The sequence below is a fragment of the Pseudomonas sp. FG6 genome (assembly GCF_057809015.1).
The window spans coordinates 24,548-45,811 of the sequence record NZ_JBMDJD010000030.1 but is presented as its reverse complement, the minus strand read 5'-3'; the positions used below and the strand labels follow the sequence as shown (position 1 = coordinate 45,811).

The following is a 21,264-nucleotide window of genomic DNA, read 5'->3' as shown; positions in this document are numbered from 1 at the left end:
CAACCCTTTAGGCTGCCGGAAATACTTCTGGTCATGGAATATCCAATGCCCTCTGTTTACCGCCTGGCATTGCCAGCATTGTGCCTGTCGCTGATCCTGCCAAGTACCGTTTTCGCCCAGGCCGAGGAACCAGCCCCCGCCACCGCGGAGCAACCTGCCGGGGACAAACCACTCGAACGCCAGCCTTTGCCCGAGCGTAGCCAGGAAGAGGCGACAGCGCTTGAGCGAAAAATCCCGACGCAGGAACAACAGCAACTGCAGACCGGCAGCGACACCTTCCTGGCACTCTGGAAGCCGGCCAATACCAGCGATCCCAAGGGCGCCGTCATCATAATCCCCGGTGCCGGCGAAACAGCTGACTGGCCTCAAGTCATCGGCCCATTGCGTAAAAAATTGCCCGATGTGGAATGGAGCAGCCTGAGTATCACTCTGCCGGACCTGCAAAGCGACGTTATCGCGCCCCGCGTCGTGGAAACACCGCCGCAGACCAAACCGGCCGACACCGCAGCCGCCACTCCGGACGCCACGACCGCGGCCCCGATCGAACAAGTGGCCGGTGGTGAAGCCGATGCCGCCGACCCCGTCGTTGCGCAAACAGATGAGGAACATGCCAAGGCCGATGCCGAACGCATCTTTGCCCGCATCGATGCGGCGCTGGCCTATGCCGAACAACAGAGCGCCCGCAGCATCGTGCTGCTGGGCCACGGGACCGGTGCCTATTGGGCCGCGCGTTATCTCAGCGAGAAGCAGCCTGCGCAAATCGAACGCTTCGTGATGATTGCCGCCCAGGTTCCGATCACCGCCAAACCGGGCCTGGCCGAGTTGACCCCGACGCTGAAACTGGCGACCGCCGACATTTTCTACATGGACAAGCCGCTGGACCGCAACGCGGCGCTGGAGCGTCTGCAGGCGAGCAAACGCCTGAAAGGCTCGACCTTCAGCCAGGTTTCCCTCAAGGCCCTGCCGAACCCGTCGGCGGAGCAGGAACAGTTGTTCCGTCGGGTTCGGGGTTGGTTGAATCCGCAGAAACCAGGGGAGTGAGGCTGACCGCTATTGTTGTTAGCCAGCCTCTCCCTCGCCACGGGGTAGATCGCTACCGAAAATCCCGTCGCTCGCGAATCAGCCGATAGGCGTTATGCAGCTCTCGGGTCTTGTCGGTGGCTTCACGCACCTGCAACGGAGTGGCGCCTGTGCCGGCAATCTTGTCCGGATGGTGGCGGCTGAGCAGGCGACGGTAAGCACGCTTGATCTGCGAGGGCTCACTGGTGGCTGAAACCCCGAGTAAGCGCAACGCCTCCTGATAGGTCACGCCGCCGCTGGACGGCGGCAATCTGTGCGGTTCGTAATCGACGCCCAGGGCGTGGATCTGATGTGATGTCCAGCCCAGCCACTTGCCCCACCGGGTAATCAGTTCACGCTCGCCCGCGCCCGCCGAACCATCGGCCCAGGCCATCCGCCAACACGCTCGCAATACACCTTCAGCCGCGTGGGGCTGGACGGCGAGACGGCGCAGATAACCGCGCAAGCGGTCGCTTCCTGACTTGCCTCGGTTGAACGCGGCAATCGCCCGGCGTTGCGCCGGCTCGCTCATGTCCAACGCGCGCATTTCCTGGCGGGCCTGCTGGATGTGGCCATCGACCACGCGCCCATCGCTCTTCGCCAGCCGCCCCAGCAATACAAACAGCAACTCGTCGTTGCGCAACGCCGGACGTCCGCCCAGGCGTTCACGCACTTGCTCCCAACCCTGCAGGTTCAGGCGCCGATCCAGCGCCTGCCCCAACAACGCACCCAGCATGGCCCCCGGGATGCTGGCTATGGCAAAGCCCGCTCCCGCTCCAATCAGAGTCCCTGGCCACCACATATCAACGGCTCGCTTCTATCAAGGTTTCGACCTGCGCCAAACGTTCATGGGTGCCGACATCGACCCAATGCCCCTCCAGGTGTTCGCCGCTGACCTGGCCCTTGGCGATGGCCGTGCGCAACAGAGGGGCGAGCTTGAACGCGCCGTCCGCACACCCGGCGAACAACAGTGGATGCAGCACGGCAATGCCGCTGTAGGTCAGTTTGTCGGCAGACGCTGCGCCATCGTGAACTTTTCCGTCGGCCAGGACGAAATCGCCACCCGGGTGATGCTCGGGGTTGTCCACAAGCACCAGGTGCGCCAGCCCTTCGAGCGGCCGGCGCAAGGCGGCGAAATCGTAATCGGTCCAGATATCACCGTTGACGACCAGGAACGCCTCCTCACCCAACTGTGGCAAGGCGCGAAAAATACCGCCGCCGGTTTCCAAGGGCTCACCTTCCGGCGAATAACGAATGTGCACGCCAAACTGCGCACCGTCCCCCAAGCGGTCCTCGATCTGCTGGCCAAGCCAGGCATGGTTGATCACGATTTCGGTAAAACCAGCCCGAGCCAGTGCCCGCAAGTGGTACTCGATCAAGGGAATGCCCGCGACGCGAATCAACGGCTTGGGGGTGGTGAGGGTCAGGGGGCGCATGCGCTCCCCCTTGCCCGCCGCCAGGATCATGGCCTTCATGCCGTTGCTCCGGCCGACTGGCGCAGACTGGCAAGCAAGTCGCCCAATGGCGCCAGCTCAGGGCGACGGGCGATGACCGCTTCTATATAAGCAAAGAAGCGCGGCACATCCCCCAGGTAACGCGGCTTGCCGTCACGGTGGCAAATGCGCGCGAAGATCCCGATGACCTTCAGATGGCGCTGCACGCCCATCAAGTCGCTGGCCCGCAAGAAATCATCGAGATCCGGCTGGACCGGGATACCAAGCGCCCCGGCCTGCCGCCAGTAATCTTCCAGCCAACCGCGCACACGCTCCTCGGGCCAACTGAGAAAGGCGTCCTTGAACAGACAAGTGACGTCGTAGGTGACCGGACCATAGACCGCATCCTGGAAGTCCAGCACACCGGGGTTCGGCTCACTGAGCATCAGATTGCGCGGCATGTAGTCGCGATGCACCAGCACTTTGGGCTGGGTCAGGGCGCTGTCGATCAGCAGCTCGCTGACCTGCTGCCAGAGCTGCTGCTGGGCCGGGTCGAGTTCGACGCCCAGCTCTCGCTTGACGTACCACTCGGGGAACAGCTCAAGCTCCCGACGCAACAGGGCGACGTCGTAACTGGGCAGCGGCGCCACCATCGGCAGCTGCTGAAAAGCCAGCAAGGCTTGCAGGGCATCGCGGAACAACGAATCGGCATTTTCGCCGTTGATCACGTCAAGATAGGTCTGGTTGCCCAGGTCATTGAGCAAAAGAAATCCGCGTTCGAGGTCTTCTGCATAAATTTTTGGCACGTTGATGCCGGATTTCGCCAGCAAAAAGGCGATATCCACGAAGGGTTTGCAGTTTTCCTGCGGCGGCGGAGCGTCCATGACGATCAAACTGCGGCCTTCGCCTTCCCAGCGGAAATAACGCCGGAAACTCGCGTCGCTGCTGGCCGCGGTCAATGTGGCCGGGGGTACGGTACCCCAGCCCTGACGGGCAAAAAGGAGTGGCAGTTGTTCATCGAGCCAAACTTTCAGGTGTTGCAGGCGTACATCTTGGTCGGGCATTGCAAGGGTCTCCGACGGCCCTAGCCGTCAAGCGGGTCATGCTTTATTATCCAGCATCTTTTTCAGACCATCGAGAGGCGTGCGGCCCAATACCGCGGGCAGATGGCACGCAGGAAGCCCGGACTAATAAGATGGCATTGAAATCCCCCGCGTTTCGTAAAAAATTTCCGTTGCTGGTCACTGGCAGTCTGCTGGCCCTGCAACCCCTGGCCTCTTCATTCGTCGTCGCGGCGCAGCAGTATGACTGCTCTGTCTCCGCTTCGGGTGCCTGGGACTGTTCCCCCAAGACGCCCGCGGCCGCATTGCCACCGCGTCCCGTGCACGAGGGCAGTGCACTGGCCGACAACGGCGCGAGCCCGGCCGACAGCAGCTCGGGCGAAGAAGCCGGCGACAAGCCGATGCTCGTCACCGAAGCCAAGGGGCGTGGCCTGAAGTCGCGCAGTGCAGACTACAGCCACCTGGATTGGGTTCCACGCGAGAACCTCACCCCGGCGCAATTGGCGGAAACAGGCCCCTACTGCTCGGGCGCCTACATCGAACCGACGCGTCCCGGCATGAACGACAAGACGGCCAAGAGTGACGCACCGACCTTCCTGGGCGCCAAGGCTTCGCGCTACCAGCAGGAAGAACAGGTGGCGACCCTGGCCGGCGACGTGGTCATGCGCCAGGGCAGCATGCAAGTCGAGGCCGACGAGGCCAACCTGTACCAGGCCGAGAACCGCGGCGAACTGAGCGGCAACGTGCGGGTCCGTGACAACGGCGCACTGATCGTCGGCGACCACGCCGATGTCCAGCTGGACACCGGTGAAGCCAAGGTCGACAACGCCGAATACGTGATGCACAAGTCGCGCATCCGGGGTAACGCGCTGTACGCCAAGCGCGCCGAGAACGCGATCATCCGCCTCAAGGACGGCACGTACACCACGTGCGAACCGAACAGCAACGCCTGGACGCTCAAGGGCAACAACATCACCCTGAACCCGGCCACCGGCTTCGGTACTGCGACCAACGTGACGCTGCGGGTCAAGGACATCCCGGTCCTGTACACGCCCTACATCTATTTCCCGATCGACGACCGTCGCCAGTCCGGCTTCCTGCCGCCGACCATCGGCACCGGCAGCGACACCGGCTTCCTGCTGGTCACCCCGTACTACTTCAACCTGGCGCCCAACTACGACGCCACGTTGTACCCGCGCTACATGAGCAAGCGCGGCTTGCTGATGGAAGGCGAGTTCCGCTACCTGACCAAGTCCAGCGAAGGCCAGTTCGGCGCGGCGTACCTCAATGACGAAGACAACGAACGCGCCAAGCAGACCGACTACAGCAAGACCCGCTACATGTACAACTGGCAGCACAAGGGCGGCCTCGACTCCCGCGTACTGACAGAAGTCGACTACACCAAGATCAGCGACCCGTACTACTTCCAGGACTTGCAGACCGACCAGATCGGTGTCGAATCCCGGGAATATGTGAACCAGCAAGGTGCAGTCAGCTATCGCGGCGATACGTATACGGCGCGCCTGAACGTCCAGGCCTATCAGATGGCCACGATTTCGAACATCACACCTTATGACCGCTTGCCGCAGATCACCTTCAATGGCGCGCTGCCGCAACATCCGGGTGGGCTGGATTTCGCTTATAACACCGAGTTCGTGCGGTTTGACCGTGATTTGCGGACTGGAAACTATACAGATGAGAACGGTGACACCGAGCCGTTCTTGGACCGGAACGTCCAAGGTTTGGCTCGTGCTACCGGCGATCGGATGAATCTTGCCCCCGTCGTCAGCCTGCCAATGAATGCTAGCTATGGCTTCATCAAGCCGTCGCTGAAATATCAGTACACCCAATACGACCTGGACCTGGACAATCGAGGCAAAGCCGACATTGCCGCCCAGAGTGCTGAGGCCGATCGCCTGAGCGGCACGTATAGCCGTAACCAAAGCCGTGGCGTGCCGATCGCAAGCATCGACAGCGGCCTGTATTTCGACCGCGATACCCAATGGTTTGGCAAGAACTATCGCCAGACCCTGGAGCCGCGCCTGTATTACCTCTATGTGCCAGAGAAAGATCAGAGCGACATCCCTGTCTTCGATTCCAGCGAAAGCACCTTCAATTATTCCTCGCTGTTCCGGGACAACCGCTTCTTCGGCTCCGACCGTGTTGGCGATGAAAACAAGCTCTCCCTGGGCGTGACCAATCGCTGGATCGAAGAAAACGGCTTCGAACGCCAACGTATCAGCGTCGGCCAAGCCGTGTACTTCAAGGACCGCGAAGTTCAATTGCCGGGTATTAACGCCAGAACCCGCGAAGACTCGAAGTCGAACGTTTCGCCTTACGCGCTGGAATATGAATACCGCTGGAACCGCGATTGGCGTACCACCGCCGACTATAACTGGGATCCGGACACCCACAGCCCTCGCTCGGGCAGCGCAATGTTCCACTACCAACCTGAAGATAACCCGAACAAGGTCATCAACGCCGGTTATCGCTATCGCAACGACCTGATTCGTTACGACCAAAATACCGGCCAATGGCAAGTGGGCGGCGGCGACTATGGCACCCCTGGCACACCTGGCTACGTGAAGGACTACTACAAGATCAAGCAGCACGACTTCTCGGTCATCTGGCCGATCGTGCCACAGTGGAACGCCATCAGCCGCTGGCAGTATGACTACAACCGCAACCGTACCCTGGAAGCCTTCGGTGGTTTCGAATACGACAACTGCTGCTGGAAACTGCGCCTGATCAACCGTTACTGGGTCGACTATGAAGAATTCAGTCAAGCCGCCCCGGAAAACGAAAAAGGCGACCACGGCGTCTTCCTCCAAATTGTCCTGAAGGGACTCGGCGGCCTCACCGGCGCCAAGGTAGAGAGCTTCCTCGACAAAGGCATCCAAGGTTATCGTGAACGTGAAGATCAAGCTTTCTGATTGTCTGCGCCCGCTGATGCTGGGCGCGCTGTTCCTGGGTACGACGGCCAACGCCGCCGTTCAGTCCATCGATAAAGTGGTGGCCGTTGTCGACAACGACGTGGTCATGCAAAGCCAGCTGGACCAGCGTGTCCACGAAGTACAGCAGACCATCGCCAAGCGCGGCGGTGGCCTGCCGCCACCGGGTGTGCTGGACCAGCAAGTGCTCGAACGGCTGATCGTCGAAAACCTGCAACTGCAGATTGGCGAACGTTCGGGGATTCGCATCACCGATGAAGAACTGAACCAGGCCGTTGGCACCATTGCCCAGCGCAACAACATGTCCCTGGAGCAGTTCCGCGCCGCCCTGGCACACGACGGCCTGTCCTATGACGACGCTCGCGATCAGATCCGCCGCGAGATGGTCATCAGCCGTGTGCGTCAGCGCCGCGTGGCCGAACGCATCCAGGTATCCGAGCAGGAAGTGAAAAACTTCCTCGCCTCCGACCTGGGCAAGATGCAGCTTTCGGAAGAACTGCACCTGGCCAACATCCTGATTCCTACACCGGAAAGCGCCAACTCCGAAGCGATCCAGAACGCTTATCGCCAGGCGATGGATGTCTACCAGAAACTCAAGCAGGGTGCCGACTTCGGTCAAATGGCCGTCGCCCGCTCCGCCAGCGAAAACGCCCTGGAAGGCGGCGACATGGGCTGGCGCAAGCCCGCTCAACTGCCACCACCGTTTGATCGTGAACTCAGTGCCATGGCGGTGGGTGACATCACCCAGCCTGCCCGCACACCAGGCGGCTTCATCATCTTGAAGGTACTGGAAAAACGCGGCGGCGGAACTCAGGTTCGTGACGAAGTGCACGTGCGCCACATCCTGATCAAGCCAAGCGAAATTCGCAGCGAAGCCGAGACCAAGCGCCTGGCCGAGAAACTCTACGACCGTATCGAAGCGGGTGAAGATTTCGGCGAGCTGGCGAAAAGTTTCTCCGAAGACCCGGGTTCGGCCCTCCATGGTGGCGACCTGAACTGGGTCGACCCGAACGCGTTGGTGCCCGAATTCCGCCAGGTCATGGCCCAGACACCGCAAGGCCAATTGTCCAAGCCGTTCAAGAGCCCTTATGGCTGGCACGTACTGGAAGTCCTTGGCCGCCGCGCCACCGACAGCACCACCCAGGCTCGCGAACAGCAGGCAATGACCGTACTGCGCAACCGCAAATACGACGAAGAACTGCAAACCTGGCTGCGTCAGATCCGTGACGAAGCCTACGTTGAAATCAAGCTTCCTGGTGCAGACCAGGCCGCGCAGTGAATCCCAAGCGTTTCGCGCTGACACCCGGCGAGCCTGCCGGCATCGGTCCTGACCTGTGCCTGCTGCTCGCCTCGCAACCCCAGCCACATCCCCTGATCGCCATCACCAACCGCGACCTGCTCCTTGAGCGGGCCGCGCAGTTGGGGGTGACCGTCAGCCTTCTTCCGGTTTCGCCAGGCGCCTGGCCGGACGCCCCCGCGCCCGCCAACAGCCTGTACGTCTGGGACACACCCCTGGGCGCCCCGGTCGTCACCGGCCAATTGGACAAGGCCAACGCCGCATTCGTCCTGCAAACCCTGACCCGCGCGGGCCAAGGCTGCCTGGACGGGACTTTCGCCGGCATGATCACCGCACCGGTGCACAAGGGCGTGATCAACGAATCCGGCATTGCCTTTTCCGGGCACACTGAGTTCCTGGCGGACCTGACCCACACCGCGCAAGTGGTGATGATGCTGGCCACCCGTGGCTTGCGCGTGGCGCTGGTGACCACCCACCTGCCGCTGCGGGAGATTGCCGACGCCATTACTCCCGAACGCCTGGAGCGGGTCACGCGAATCCTGCACACGGACCTGCAGGAGAAATTCGGCATTGCCCACCCCTGCATCCTCGTGTGCGGGCTCAACCCCCACGCCGGCGAAGGCGGTCATTTGGGCCGCGAAGAAATCGACATCATCGAACCCACCTTGGAGCGCTTGCGCAGCGAGGGCATGGACCTGCGTGGCCCGCTGCCTGCCGACACTCTGTTCACCCCCAAATATCTGGAGCACTGCGACGCAGTGCTGGCGATGTACCACGACCAGGGCCTGCCCGTGCTGAAGTACAAGGGCTTTGGCGCAGCGGTCAATGTGACCCTGGGCCTGCCGATCATCCGTACGTCCGTAGACCATGGCACCGCCCTGGACCTGGCTGGCAGCGGCAAGATCGACACCGGCAGCCTGCACGTCGCGCTGGAAACCGCCTACCAGATGGCCGAGACCCTTATATGACCGAGCAATACCAACACCGCGCGCGCAAGCGCTTCGGCCAGAACTTCCTGCATGACGCCGGCGTGATCGATCGCATCCTGCGCTCCATCAATGCCAAGCCCGACGATCGCCTGCTGGAGATCGGCCCGGGCCAGGGCGCCCTGACCGAAGGACTGCTCGGCAGCGGCGCGCAACTGGACGTGGTGGAACTGGACAAGGATCTGGTGCCGATCCTCAACCAGCAATTTTCCGGCAAGAGCAACTTCAACCTGCACCAGGGTGATGCGCTGAAGTTCGACTTCAACAGCCTGAACGCCGCGCCCAACAGCCTGCGGGTGGTGGGCAACCTGCCGTACAACATCTCCACGCCGCTGATCTTCCACCTGCTGAGCAACGCCGGGCTGATCCGCGACATGCATTTCATGCTGCAAAAGGAAGTGGTCGAACGTCTCGCCGCCGGTCCTGGCGGCGGTGATTGGGGGCGCCTGTCGATCATGGTCCAGTACCATTGCCGGGTCGAACACCTGTTCAACGTCGGCCCCGGGGCCTTCAACCCGCCCCCGAAAGTCGACTCGGCCATCGTCCGCCTGGTTCCCCATGCCGTGCTGCCACACCCGGCCAAGGACCATCGCCTGCTGGAGCGCGTCGTTCGCGAAGCGTTCAACCAGCGCCGCAAAACCCTGCGAAACACCTTGAAACTGTTGCTGAGCAGCGCTGAAATCGAAGCGGCCGGTGTCGACGGTGGCCTGCGCCCCGAGCAACTGGACCTGGCGGCATTCGTGCGCCTGGCCGACAAGCTCAGCGAACAGACCCCGGCAAAAGCCGACGCCAGCTGACAGGCGTTGGTCGCTATCGGGTGGGACGCCACTCTGGTTTACTACCCGATACTTGGCCTAGACTGATCGCATCAGTCACGCCTGCGTCCCGCTTCCAAGGCCTTTTTGCATGTCCGATCCTCGTTATCAAGTCGACGTCAGCGTCACCACCCGCTTCCTGGCGGAACAATCGCAACCCGAGCAGAACCGCTTCGCCTTCGCCTACACCATTACCGTCCACAACAACGGCTCGTTGGCCGCCAGGTTGCTGTCGCGGCACTGGGTCATCACCGACGGCGACGGCCATGTCGAACACGTGCGTGGCGAGGGCGTGGTGGGCGAGCAACCGCTGATCGAGGCCGGTAAAAGCCACAATTACAGCAGCGGCACCGTGATGACCACCCGGGTCGGCACGATGCAGGGCACCTATCAGATGCTGGCCGAAGACGGCACACGCTTCGACGCAATCATCAAACCTTTTCGCCTGGCGGTCCCCGGAGCCCTGCACTAATGGCCACGTATGCAGTGGGGGATCTGCAGGGTTGCCTCGATCCGCTCAAATGCCTGCTGGAACGCGTGGCCTTCGACCCCTCGAAGGACACGCTGTGGCTGGTGGGCGACCTGGTCAACCGGGGACCGCAATCCCTGGAGACGTTGCGCTTTCTCTACGGTATCCGCCAATCGCTGGTGTGCGTGCTCGGCAATCACGACCTGCATTTGCTGGCCGCCTGGCAGAACATCGAGCGCCTGAAAAAATCCGATACGTTGAGCGAAATCCTCGACGCGCCCGACTGCGTTGAACTGCTGCAATGGCTGCGTCAGCAAAAGCTCATGCACTACGACGAGCAACGCAACCTGGCGCTGGTCCATGCCGGCATTGCGCCCCAGTGGTCCCTGCGCAAGGCCCTCAAGTGCGCCGCCGAGGTCGAGCAAGCGTTGCGCGACGACAACCTGTTCGCCCCCTACCTCGACGGCATGTACGGCAACGACCCCACCCAATGGGACAACGACCTCACGGGGATCCCCCGCCTGCGGGTCATCACCAACTATTTCACCCGCATGCGCTTCTGCACCCGCCACGGCAAGCTCGACCTCAAGAGCAAGGAAGGTATCGAGACCGCACCGCCCGGCTATGCCCCGTGGTTCAAGCACAAGGAGCGCAAGACCCGCAACCTGAAGGTCATTTTCGGCCATTGGGCGGCGCTGGAGGGGCAATGCGACGAACCGGGGATCTTTGCCCTCGACACGGGTTGCGTGTGGGGCAACGCCATGACACTGATGGACGTCGACAGCGGCGAACAACTGCGTTGCGATTGCGACGCACAGGGTCACCCCAAACCTCATCATTCGGCCGCGACACCGTCGCCGGCCAACAGCGTCGCCTGACCGACTGCAGGTCAGGCCACAGGAGTCTCAAATGTCCGAATTCAAACGCATCCCACCGGAACAGGCGCGGACCTTGCGCGAACAAGGCGCGGTAGTCGTCGACATCCGGGATCCAGCCACTTTCGCCGCGTTGCACATCAGCGGCTCCCGGCATCTGGACAACCACAGCGTCGCCGACTTCATCCGTGCGGCCGACCTCGATGCCCCCACCGTCGTGGTCTGCTATCACGGCAATTCCAGCCAGAGCGCAGCTGCCTACCTGGTCAGCCAGGGCTTCTCCGATGTCTACAGCCTGGACGGCGGTTTCGAGCTATGGCGTGCGACTTATCCTGCAGAAACGGCGCAAGGCAGCCACGAATAATTTTTTTGTGGCGTCCGAGCCCCCGTGGGGCGCGGGCTTGAGCGATGGCAGACGAACGGTCTGCCATAACTAATTACGTATTCCACCTTTACCTCTCCGATTCCGAACTATCCTTAGCCTCAGGCCATCCAAAACAGGGGAGAGCCGGTACACCGGCGCACGGGTCATCGGGAGTCAGCTTTCAGGAACCTGCAATCCTGGAAGCATTCTGGGGGGTAAAACGGCCACTGGGTTCCCAGCGGCTGTCCAGCATCGACTGATTGATCCGACACCGGCTCCACGTATCGAGCGAGGTGACGTCATGAGCATTTTTAGCCACTTCCAGCAACGTTTCGAGTCCACGCGGCAGGAGGAATACTCGCTGCAGGAATACCTCGATCTCTGCAAGCAGGATCGCAGTGCCTATGCGTCGGCTGCAGAGCGGCTATTGCTGGCCATCGGAGAACCGGAGCTGCTGGATACCTCGACCAACTCGAGGCTCTCGCGGATCTTTTCCAACAAAGTGATCCGCCGCTATCCGGCCTTTGAAGACTTCCACGGCATGGAAGAATGCATCGACCAGATCGTGTCCTACTTCCGCCACGCCGCCCAAGGCCTGGAAGAGAAGAAACAGATCCTCTACCTGCTCGGCCCCGTGGGCGGCGGTAAATCGTCCCTGGCCGAGAAACTCAAGCAACTGATCGAAAAGGTGCCCTTCTACGCCATCAAGGGCTCGCCGGTGTTCGAATCGCCCCTGGGGCTGTTCAACGCCACGGAGGACGGCGCCATCCTCGAAGAGGATTTCGGCATCCCTCGGCGCTACCTCAATACCATCATGTCGCCGTGGGCCACCAAGCGCCTGGCCGAGTTCGGCGGTGACATCAGCCAGTTCCGCGTGGTCAAGCTCTATCCATCGATTCTCAACCAGATCGCAGTGGCCAAGACCGAGCCGGGGGACGAGAACAACCAGGACATCTCGGCACTGGTGGGCAAGGTCGATATCCGCAAGCTGGAAGAGTTCCCACAGAACGACGCCGACGCCTACAGCTATTCGGGTGCGCTGTGCCGGGCCAACCAGGGCCTGATGGAATTCGTCGAGATGTTCAAGGCCCCCATCAAGGTGCTGCACCCCTTGCTGACCGCGACCCAGGAAGGTAACTACAACAGTACCGAGGGTCTTGGGGCGATTCCCTTCAGCGGCATCCTGCTGGCGCACTCCAACGAGTCCGAATGGCACACCTTCCGCAACAACAAGAACAACGAGGCCTTCATCGACCGGATCTACATCGTCAAGGTGCCGTACTGCCTGCGAGTGACCGATGAGGTGAAGATCTACGACAAACTGCTGTTCAACAGCTCGCTGTCCAAGGCCCACTGCGCCCCCGACACGCTGAAGATGCTGGCTCAGTTCACCGTACTGTCTCGTCTCAAGGAGCCAGAAAACTCCAACATCTATTCGAAGATGCGGGTGTACGACGGCGAAAACCTCAAGGACACCGATCCAAAGGCCAAGTCGATCCAGGAATACCGCGACAACGCAGGCGTCGACGAAGGGATGAATGGCCTGTCCACGCGTTTTGCCTTCAAGATCCTGTCCAAGGTTTTCAACTTCGACCCCCACGAGATCGCCGCCAACCCGGTGCACCTGCTGTATGTGCTGGAACAGCAGATCGAGCAGGAACAGTTCCAGGCGGAAACCCGCGAGCGTTATCTGCGCTTCCTCAAGGAATACCTGGCCCCGCGCTACATCGAGTTCATCGGCAAGGAAATCCAGACCGCATACCTGGAGTCCTACAGCGAATACGGCCAGAACATCTTCGACCGTTACGTGCTGTACGCCGACTTCTGGATCCAGGACCAGGAATACCGCGATCCGGAAACCGGGGAAATCCTCAACCGCGTAGCACTCAACGAGGAGCTGGAAAAAATCGAGAAGCCGGCCGGCATCAGCAATCCAAAGGATTTCCGCAACGAGATCGTGAACTTCGTATTGCGCGCCCGGGCCAACAACAACGGCAAGAACCCGACCTGGCTCAGCTATGAGAAGCTGCGGGTGGTGATCGAGAAGAAAATGTTCTCCAACACCGAAGACCTGCTGCCCGTCATCAGCTTCAACGCCAAGGCCAGCAAGGAGGACCAGCAAAAACACAACGACTTCGTCACACGCATGGTCGAACGTGGCTACACCGACAAACAGGTACGACTGCTCTCCGAGTGGTATCTGCGGGTCCGCAAATCACAGTAGCCAGCTACAAGCCGCAAGCGACAAGCTGCAAGAGGAAAGCGCATGAACCCGAGATCTGGGTAACTGCTCCTACTTGCAGCTTGCAGCTCATCACTTGAAGCTGCCCGGAGGGCCCCATGAGCTACGTGATCGATCGACGCCTGAATGGCAAGAACAAGAGCACGGTGAACCGCCAGCGTTTCCTGCGGCGCTACCGTGACCACATCAAGAAGGCCGTCGAAGAGGCGGTCAGTCGTCGTTCCATTACCGACATGGAGCACGGCGAACAGATCAGCATTCCCGGTCGCGACATCGACGAGCCGGTGCTTCACCATGGGCGCGGCGGCAAGCAGACCGTCGTGCACCCCGGCAACAAGGAGTTCACCACGGGCGAGCATATTCCTCGTCCGCAAGGAGGGGGTGGCGGCAAGGGACCCGGCAAGGCCGGCAACTCCGGCGAGGGCATGGATGAATTCGTGTTCCAGATCACCCAGGAGGAATTCCTCGAATTCATGTTCGAGGACCTGGAGCTGCCCAACCTGGTCAAGCGCAACCTGACCGGTACCGACACTTTCAAGACCGTGCGAGCCGGTATCAGCAATGAAGGCAATCCGTCGCGCATCAATATCATCCGTACCCTGCGCTCAGCCCATGCCCGACGCATCGCCCTGTCGGGCAGCAGCCGGGCGAAATTGCGCGAAGTGAAGGAAGAGCTGGCCCGCCTGAAGCGCGAAGAACCCGACAATTTTGGCGATATTCAAGATCTGGAGGCGGAGATCGAGAAGCTGAGCGCACGCATCCACCGTGTGCCCTTCCTCGACACCTTCGACCTCAAGTACAACCTGCTGGTGAAGCAACCCAACCCCAGCTCCAAGGCGGTGATGTTCTGCCTGATGGACGTGTCCGGCTCCATGACCCAGGCCACCAAGGACATCGCCAAGCGCTTCTTCATCCTCCTGTACCTGTTCCTCAAGCGCAACTACGACAAGATCGACGTAGTGTTCATCCGTCACCACACCAGCGCCAGGGAAGTGGACGAAGAAGAGTTCTTCTATTCCAGGGAGACCGGCGGCACCATCGTTTCCAGCGCCCTGAAACTGATGCAGGAGATCATGGCCGAGCGCTATCCGGCCAACGAATGGAACATCTACGCCGCCCAGGCCTCGGACGGTGACAACTGGAACGACGACTCGCCGATCTGCCGGGACATCCTCATCAACCAGATCATGCCGTTCGTCCAGTACTACACCTACGTGGAAATTACTCCACGCGAACACCAGGCGTTGTGGTACGAATATGAACGCATAGCCGAAGCTTTTTCCGACACATTTGCCCAACAGCAACTGGTCTCGGCCGGGGATATCTACCCGGTCTTCCGTGAACTCTTCCAGCGCAGGTTAGTGACATGACCGCCAAAAAAGAGCAGAAGCGCCAGCCTATTTCCACCGGCTCCGAATGGACATTCGAGCTGATCCAGGCCTACGACCGCGAAATCAGCCGTATCGCGGACCGCTATGCCCTGGACACCTACCCGAACCAGATCGAGGTGATCACCGCCGAACAGATGATGGACGCCTATGCGTCGGTCGGCATGCCGCTGGGTTACCACCACTGGTCCTACGGCAAGCACTTCCTCAGCACGGAAAAATCCTACAGCAGGGGGCAGATGGGGCTGGCCTATGAGATCGTGATCAATTCCGACCCGTGCATCGCCTACCTGATGGAGGAAAACACCATTTGCATGCAGGCCTTGGTGGTGGCGCATGCCTGCTACGGGCACAACAGTTTCTTCAAGGGCAACTACCTGTTCCGCACCTGGACCGATGCCAGTTCGATCATCGATTACCTGGTATTTGCCAAGCAGTACATCATGCAGTGCGAAGAGCGCCATGGCATCGATGCGGTCGAGGACCTGCTGGACTCCTGCCACGCCCTGATGAACTACGGCGTGGATCGCTACAAGCGGCCGTATCCGATTTCTGCCGAAGAAGAACGCCGGCGGCAAAAGGACCGCGAAGAGCACCTGCAAAAGCAGATCAACGACCTATGGCGCACCATTCCCAAAGGCGCGGACAAGTACAGCGAGAAGGACAACGCGCGCTTCCCCGCCGAACCCCAGGAGAACATTCTCTACTTCATTGAAAAACATGCGCCGTTGCTCGAACCCTGGCAACGGGAGATCGTGCGCATCGTGCGCAAGATCGCCCAGTATTTCTATCCACAGCGCCAGACCCAGGTCATGAACGAAGGCTGGGCCACGTTCTGGCACTACACGCTGATGAACGACCTGTACGACGAAGGGTTGGTGACAGACGGCTTCATGATGGAGTTCCTGGCTTCGCACACAAGCGTGGTGTTCCAACCCGGTTTCGACAGCCCGTACTACAGCGGCATCAACCCCTACGCACTGGGCTTTGCCATGTACCGCGACATTCGGCGCATGTGCGAGAACCCGACTGAAGAGGACCGTCGCTGGTTCCCGGAAATCGCCGGCTCGGATTGGCTGTCCACCATCAAGTTCGCCATGAGCAGCTTCAAGGACGAAAGTTTCATCCTGCAATACCTCTCGCCGAAGGTGATCCGGGACCTGAAACTGTTCAGCATCATGGATGACGATCAGAAAGATGACCTGCTGGTGCCAGCCATCCACGACGAAAGCGGATATCGCATCATCCGCGAGACCCTGGCAGCGCAGTACAACCTGGGCAATCGCGAACCCAACGTGCAGATCTATAGCATCGACCGGCGCGGCGATCGCTCGCTGACCCTGCGCCATCAGGCGCATAACCGAAAACCATTGGGCGACTCCACCGATGAGGTGCTCAAGCATCTGCATCGTCTCTGGGGGTTCGACATCCACCTGGAAACCCTGCAAGGAGACCAGGTGACGAAAACCCATCACGTCCCACCCAGGAACGAACAGGGTGAAGGCGACTACGGTCGCCTGGACCTGGCCGTCATTCATCTTTAAGCCCGTTTTCACCTCCGGACGTCCGACGCAAGGGTTATCCTGTCGGACCAACGGAGGTTTTTTATGCAGATCTATAAAGTTGGCGGGGCCGTTCGCGACCGCCTGCTGGGCATTCCCGTCACTGATATTGACCGCGTGGTGGTAGGCGCCACTGCCGAGGACATGCTGGCCAAGGGATTTCGGCCCGTGGGCGCCGATTTTCCGGTGTTCCTCGATCCCAAGACCGGCGAGGAATACGCCCTCGCCCGCACCGAACGCAAAAGCGGTCGCGGCTATGGCGGCTTCGTGTTTCACGCCAGCCCGGAAGTGACCCTTGAGCAAGACCTGATTCGACGCGACTTGACGATCAACGCAATGGCCGAAGATGACCATGGCCACCTCACCGATCCGTACCACGGCCAGCGCGACCTTAAAGCCCGGGTATTGCGCCATGTTTCCCCCGCGTTCGCCGAAGATCCACTCCGAGTCCTGCGAGTAGCCCGTTTCGCCGCGCGCTACGCCCCGCTGGGTTTCACGGTGGCGGACGAAACCCTTGAGCTGATGCGCCAGCTCAGCGACTCCGGCGAGCTGGAGGCGCTGACCGCCGAGCGCAGCTGGAAAGAAATCTCCCGCGCACTCATGGAAGAGCAACCACAGGTGTTTATCCAGGTCCTGCGCGACTGCACGGCGCTGAAGGTCCTGATGCCCGAGGTCGACGCGCTGTTTGGCGTACCACAACCTGAAGCCCATCACCCGGAAATCGACACCGGCCTCCACACATTGAGCGTGCTGGAACAGGCCGCGCGGCATCGACAACCGCTGACGGTCCGCTGGGCTTGCCTGCTCCATGACTTGGGGAAAGGCCTGACACCCCAAGACGAATGGCCGCGACACATCGCCCATGAACACAAAGGCTTGAAGCTGATCAAAGCGGTCAACGAACGCTTCAAGGCACCTCGCGACTGTCAGGAACTGGCGCTATTGGTGGGGCAATACCACACCCATGGCCATCGTGCGCTGGAGTTGAAGCCGTCCACTTTGCTTGAGCTGCTGCAGAGTTTTGATGTGTTCCGACGCCCCCAGCGCTTCGAGGAGTTCATCGCAGCCTGCGAGATGGATGCACGAGGACGCAAAGGGCTTGAGGAGCGAAGTTATCCACAGACTGATTATCTGCGGGGCGCAGCCGCAGCGGCCCGAGCGGTGGCGGTACAGCCACTGCTGGAAAAAGGTTTCAAGGGACCTGAACTGGGTGAGGCGATCAAGCGCGAGCGCCTCAGGGCGCTGAAAGTTTACAAAGCAGCGGCGGGCTGACAGGAGCGCTAGGGCAGCAACGCTTTTGGTGAGTACACCGCCGCTTCACAGCAGATTCGATGGCGTAAGCTGCTCCCCTCGCCATTCAAAAGCCACCGGCGCCAGCACCTGGTCAATCTGTGATTCTTTCCACAGCGTGGCGAAGCTTTTGCCTGCGCCCGGGTGTATGCGATCCGGCGCGATCAACGACAATGGCCACAATACGAAGGCATTTTTGAGGATTTCCGCGCGAGGCAGGATCAAGCCGTCGAAGTTGCCGACCTGGTCGCCGTACAACAAGACATCGATGTCCAGCGGCAGCCCTTTGCGGTCCGGCGCATAACGGCCATTGTCCGCCTCGATGAACTTGAGACGGCGATCCAGCTCCGTCAAGGGCAGGTTGGTGAAGGCCGATACGACGAAATTGAAGAATGGCCCGCTCTTGATGCCCACCGGCTGGCTCTCGAACACCGCTGAACAGCGTATGTCCACCAGGAAACCGGCGAGGGCTTCAAGGCCCGCACGCAAATGGATTTCGCGCTCGATATTGCTGCCGAGCCCGAGAAAAACCTGAATCAGCGACATCCGCGCTCGATCTCCACGCCCACTCCGCTGGCCGCCGGCACGGCGCCAGGCTTGGTCACTTTCAGACGCAGCCAAGTGATCTTGAACTCGTCCATCAGCTCTTGGGCGAGCCGTTCGGCGAATGTTTCGACCAACTGGAACTGGGCCTGCTCGGCAAAGGCCTGGATGCGCGACGATACGCTGGCATAGTCGAGCGCCAGGGTCAGGTCATCGCCTGCGGCGGCCGGACGATTATCCCAAGCGAAACTCAGGTCAAGCCGCAGGCACTGTCGGATGCCGCGCTCCCAGTCGTAGGCACCGATTACCGTGTCAACTTCCAGGCCTTCGATAAACACTCTGTCCAAGCACTCTTCTCCGCAGCACGACAAGGGCGCAATGCCCCGTTAGAATCAGGGCGTCCTCGCCCGGAATAGTTAGCATGTATTGGTTACTGGCGATCCTCGCCTACCTGCTCGGCTCGCTGTCCTTCGCCATTTTGCTCAGCCGCTTGACCCATCGTCCGGATCCGCGAACGAGCGGCTCGGGCAACGCCGGCGCCACCAACATGCTACGCCTGGCCGGACGCAAACTGGCCGCCCTGACCTTGCTTGGCGACCTCTGCAAAGGCCTTGTGCCCGTATTGATCGCCAGCCTTGCAGGGCTCTCGTTGCAGCAACAGGCCTGGATCGGCGTCTGCGCGGTCATCGGCCATCTGTTCCCACTGTACTTTCGCTTCCGTGGCGGCAAAGGCGTTGCCACCGCCGCCGGCATGTTGCTGGGCCTGTACCCACCCGCCGCCCTGCTGGCCGTCGCGGCCTGGCTGCTGACGTTCTACCTGACCCGCACCAGTTCGCTGGCCGCGCTGATCGCCACACCGCTGACCCTGCCTCTCCTGGCCTGGCAGGAACCGGCGGCCTTGTTGCCGATGAGCGCGCTGGTCGCGCTGATCGTCTGGCGCCACCGAGGCAATCTACGCGACCTGTTTGCCGGGCGCGAACGTCATTTCTAGGATTTGTATGAAAAGTGCCTGCGCGACTTTTCGTACAAACCCCATGTTGCCTCAGAGCGGTGGCAACTGCTCCATGGGCCAGCGTGCCTGCACGCTGATCGCCAGGCTTTCACGCTGGCCGGCCTGCAGGCGCTGACAACCGGCAAAAGCGATCATCGCGCCATTATCGGTGCAGAACTGCGGCCTGGCGTAGTAAACGTCGCCCTTCATGTCGCCGAGCATTTTCTCCAGCGACACCCGTAAGGCCTTGTTCGCACTCACGCCGCCGGCAATCACCAGGCGCTTGAGCCCGGCCTGTTTCAGCGCGCGCTTGCACTTGATGGTCAAAGTTTCCACCACGGCCTGCTGGAACGCCAGCGAGATGTCGCAACGGGCTTGCTCACCGTCGTCCCCGACGCTGACGCATTGCTGCCAGGTGTTCAGGGCGAAGGTTTTCAGGCCGCTGAAGCTGAAGTCCAGGCCAGGCCGGTCACACATCGGACGCGGGAACACGAAACGGCCTTCAACCCCCTGGGTCGCGAGCCGGGCGATTTCCGGTCCTCCCGGATAATTGAGCCCCATCATCTTCGCGGTTTTGTCGAATGCTTCACCGGCAGCATCGTCCAGGGACTCGCCCATGAGCGCGTATTGGCCGATGCCGTCGACCCGGACGAGCTGGGTATGACCGCCCGAAACCAACAAAGCGACGAACGGGAATTGCGGCGGTTGCGGCTCCAGCATCGGGGCCAGTAAGTGACCCTCCATGTGATGCACGCCCAGGGCCGGAACGCCCCAGGCAAAGGCCAGCGCCTGGGCACAGGACGCGCCGACCAGCAGCGCGCCCACCAGGCCAGGACCCGCAGTGTAGGCGACGGCGTCGATCTCGCTCGGCTGGCAGCCGGCGTCGTCCAGGACCTGGCGAATCAAGGGCAGCATGCGCTTGACGTGATCGCGAGAGGCAAGCTCGGGCACCACGCCACCGTAGGCGCGATGCAGGTCGATCTGGCTGAACAGCGCATCGGCCAGCAGGCCCCGCTCACTGTCGTAGAGTGCAACACCGGTTTCGTCGCAGGAAGTTTCCAGTCCCAGTACTAGCATGGGTTTGCGCCTTGTAGCGGCTGAATTCGAAGGCGCGCATAATAGTCGCCGCGTTGTGCCCCGACCAGCGGTTTTCGATCAGAGGCTTTGCATTCCGAGCGTTGAGGGGTTAACATCCGCAACCCTTAAAAACCGACGTCTTCAAGTGCTCTTTTGCCGCGAGGATGTTGACCCCGGTAATGAATGAAGGTAGCTCTGGATGCCAGCCGTCAAAGTAAAAGAGAACGAACCCTTCGACGTAGCTCTGCGTCGTTTCAAGCGCTCCTGCGAAAAAGCCGGTGTTCTGGCTGAAGTTCGTAGCCGCGAATTCTATGAGAAGCCGACTTCCGAGCGTAAGCGCAAAGCAGCAGCCGCTGTTAAGCGTCACGCCAAGAAAGTTCAGCGCGAACAGCGCCGCGCCGTACGTCTGTACTAATACACAGCCGTCCGTAGCAAGCTTCTGCCAAGCCCGGCCCTCAAGCCGGGCTTATGGCATTTGCGGAATAACGCTTGATGCTTCACTGTCAAAGCCGCAGACGCGACCGAGACAACCTGCTTCACCACGTCAGACCTGGCTTTCTTGCCAGCGGTGCACGTCTCTTCTGACGAGCCTTCCAAGGCTACTGACGAGCACACCCTGATTCCTCTAACGACGATCAGCCCAAGGCACTCCTCGCGTGCCCGCTTCATGAGCTATCCGAGGCCTGACGGCCGTTACCGGACTCAGCGCAACATATTTCAGAACATTCAGACCGTCGAATACTGATCAGTCATTAACGTCAGTGGATTATCGGCAGATACACTTTCCGACAGCGATGATGCAGACGAACCGGTCGAGCCACCGATCCAGGGTGCTCCACGCCCCGCAACCAGTGCCGCCTG

The 21,264-nt window shown here is 60.8% G+C and carries 20 protein-coding genes; 14 read left to right on the top strand and 6 right to left on the bottom strand.

Annotated elements, in window-relative coordinates:
* Positions 1 to 45: 45 nt before the first annotated feature.
* Entirely contained in the window at positions 46 to 1,041 is a 996-nt protein-coding gene (locus tag ACODSJ_RS18905; protein WP_489103178.1) for an alpha/beta hydrolase family protein, read from the top strand.
* A gap of 52 nt (positions 1,042 to 1,093) precedes the next feature.
* On the opposite strand, the gene ACODSJ_RS18900 is transcribed toward ACODSJ_RS18905, so the two are convergent.
* Genes ACODSJ_RS18900 through ACODSJ_RS18890 form a run of 3 tightly spaced genes read right to left on the bottom strand, consistent with a single transcriptional unit; the run spans position 1,094 to position 3,556 of the window.
* Positions 1,094 to 1,861: a TerB family tellurite resistance protein gene (locus tag ACODSJ_RS18900; RefSeq protein WP_489103177.1), complete on the bottom strand. Its 768-nt coding sequence runs from the start codon at positions 1,859 to 1,861 to the stop codon at positions 1,094 to 1,096.
* A 1-nt stretch (position 1,862) separates the two neighbouring features.
* Positions 1,863 to 2,534 (bottom strand): N-acetylmuramate alpha-1-phosphate uridylyltransferase MurU, encoded by a 672-nt coding sequence (murU, locus tag ACODSJ_RS18895; protein ID WP_489103176.1) that lies wholly within the window; start codon positions 2,532 to 2,534, stop codon positions 1,863 to 1,865.
* On the bottom strand, positions 2,531 to 3,556 hold the full coding sequence (locus tag ACODSJ_RS18890) for an aminoglycoside phosphotransferase family protein (protein WP_489103175.1): 1,026 nt from the start codon (positions 3,554 to 3,556) through the stop codon (positions 2,531 to 2,533). The genes murU and ACODSJ_RS18890 overlap by 4 nt, the downstream gene beginning before the upstream one ends.
* Before the next feature lie 131 nt (positions 3,557 to 3,687).
* On the opposite strand from ACODSJ_RS18890, the gene ACODSJ_RS18885 reads away from it, so the two are divergent.
* The 11 genes from ACODSJ_RS18885 (at position 3,688) to ACODSJ_RS18835 (ending at position 17,774) form a co-directional block, all read left to right on the top strand.
* Positions 3,688 to 6,486 (top strand): LPS-assembly protein LptD, encoded by a 2,799-nt coding sequence (locus ACODSJ_RS18885; RefSeq protein WP_489103174.1) that lies wholly within the window; start codon positions 3,688 to 3,690, stop codon positions 6,484 to 6,486.
* Positions 6,467 to 7,783, top strand: coding sequence for a peptidylprolyl isomerase SurA (surA, locus tag ACODSJ_RS18880; RefSeq protein WP_489103173.1), 1,317 nt, complete (start codon positions 6,467 to 6,469; stop codon positions 7,781 to 7,783). Before ACODSJ_RS18885 ends, surA begins: the two co-directional genes overlap by 20 nt.
* Positions 7,780 to 8,769, top strand: coding sequence for a 4-hydroxythreonine-4-phosphate dehydrogenase PdxA (pdxA, locus tag ACODSJ_RS18875; RefSeq protein WP_489103172.1), 990 nt, complete (start codon positions 7,780 to 7,782; stop codon positions 8,767 to 8,769). The genes surA and pdxA overlap by 4 nt, the downstream gene beginning before the upstream one ends.
* Positions 8,766 to 9,584: a 16S rRNA (adenine(1518)-N(6)/adenine(1519)-N(6))-dimethyltransferase RsmA gene (gene rsmA / locus ACODSJ_RS18870; protein WP_489103171.1), complete on the top strand. Its 819-nt coding sequence runs from the start codon at positions 8,766 to 8,768 to the stop codon at positions 9,582 to 9,584. Before pdxA ends, rsmA begins: the two co-directional genes overlap by 4 nt.
* A gap of 109 nt (positions 9,585 to 9,693) precedes the next feature.
* Positions 9,694 to 10,074 carry a Co2+/Mg2+ efflux protein ApaG gene (gene apaG, locus ACODSJ_RS18865; RefSeq protein WP_489103170.1) on the top strand — a complete coding sequence of 127 codons (381 nt, stop codon included), beginning with the start codon at positions 9,694 to 9,696 and terminating at the stop codon, positions 10,072 to 10,074.
* On the top strand, positions 10,074 to 10,949 hold the full coding sequence (locus ACODSJ_RS18860) for a symmetrical bis(5'-nucleosyl)-tetraphosphatase (protein WP_489103169.1): 876 nt from the start codon (positions 10,074 to 10,076) through the stop codon (positions 10,947 to 10,949). The genes apaG and ACODSJ_RS18860 overlap by 1 nt, the downstream gene beginning before the upstream one ends.
* Positions 10,950 to 10,980: 31 nt before the next feature.
* Positions 10,981 to 11,310, top strand: coding sequence for a thiosulfate sulfurtransferase GlpE (glpE, locus tag ACODSJ_RS18855; RefSeq protein WP_489103168.1), 330 nt, complete (start codon positions 10,981 to 10,983; stop codon positions 11,308 to 11,310).
* Between the two features lie 301 nt (positions 11,311 to 11,611).
* The gene (locus ACODSJ_RS18850; RefSeq protein WP_260962165.1) at positions 11,612 to 13,534 is read left to right on the top strand and encodes a PrkA family serine protein kinase; all 1,923 of its coding nucleotides are present in this window, start codon (positions 11,612 to 11,614) and stop codon (positions 13,532 to 13,534) included.
* Positions 13,535 to 13,650: 116 nt separating this feature from the next.
* Positions 13,651 to 14,922, top strand: a complete 1,272-nt coding sequence (locus ACODSJ_RS18845; protein ID WP_489103167.1) for a YeaH/YhbH family protein — start codon at positions 13,651 to 13,653, stop codon at positions 14,920 to 14,922.
* Positions 14,919 to 16,484, top strand: coding sequence for a SpoVR family protein (locus ACODSJ_RS18840; protein ID WP_489103166.1), 1,566 nt, complete (start codon positions 14,919 to 14,921; stop codon positions 16,482 to 16,484). The genes ACODSJ_RS18845 and ACODSJ_RS18840 overlap by 4 nt, the downstream gene beginning before the upstream one ends.
* Positions 16,485 to 16,547: 63 nt before the next feature.
* Positions 16,548 to 17,774 (top strand): multifunctional CCA addition/repair protein, encoded by a 1,227-nt coding sequence (locus ACODSJ_RS18835; protein ID WP_489103165.1) that lies wholly within the window; start codon positions 16,548 to 16,550, stop codon positions 17,772 to 17,774.
* A gap of 45 nt (positions 17,775 to 17,819) precedes the next feature.
* Here ACODSJ_RS18835 and folK read toward each other — a convergent pair whose 3' ends face one another.
* Positions 17,820 to 18,338, bottom strand: a complete 519-nt coding sequence (folK, locus tag ACODSJ_RS18830) for a 2-amino-4-hydroxy-6-hydroxymethyldihydropteridine diphosphokinase (RefSeq protein ID WP_489103202.1) — start codon at positions 18,336 to 18,338, stop codon at positions 17,820 to 17,822.
* Complete coding sequence (gene folB / locus ACODSJ_RS18825) at positions 18,329 to 18,682, bottom strand: dihydroneopterin aldolase (protein ID WP_039590767.1); 354 nt, start codon at positions 18,680 to 18,682, stop codon at positions 18,329 to 18,331. Before folB ends, folK begins: the two co-directional genes overlap by 10 nt.
* Positions 18,683 to 18,756: 74 nt before the next feature.
* Between folB and plsY the strand changes: the two genes are divergently transcribed.
* On the top strand, positions 18,757 to 19,326 hold the full coding sequence (gene plsY, locus ACODSJ_RS18820; protein WP_489103164.1) for a glycerol-3-phosphate 1-O-acyltransferase PlsY: 570 nt from the start codon (positions 18,757 to 18,759) through the stop codon (positions 19,324 to 19,326).
* 51 nt (positions 19,327 to 19,377) lie between these two features.
* On the opposite strand, the gene tsaD is transcribed toward plsY, so the two are convergent.
* Entirely contained in the window at positions 19,378 to 20,403 is a 1,026-nt protein-coding gene (tsaD, locus tag ACODSJ_RS18815; RefSeq protein WP_489103163.1) for a tRNA (adenosine(37)-N6)-threonylcarbamoyltransferase complex transferase subunit TsaD, read from the bottom strand.
* Between the two features lie 199 nt (positions 20,404 to 20,602).
* On the opposite strand from tsaD, the gene rpsU reads away from it, so the two are divergent.
* Positions 20,603 to 20,818: a 30S ribosomal protein S21 gene (gene rpsU / locus ACODSJ_RS18810; protein ID WP_002551877.1), complete on the top strand. Its 216-nt coding sequence runs from the start codon at positions 20,603 to 20,605 to the stop codon at positions 20,816 to 20,818.
* Positions 20,819 to 21,264 lie beyond the last annotated feature (446 nt).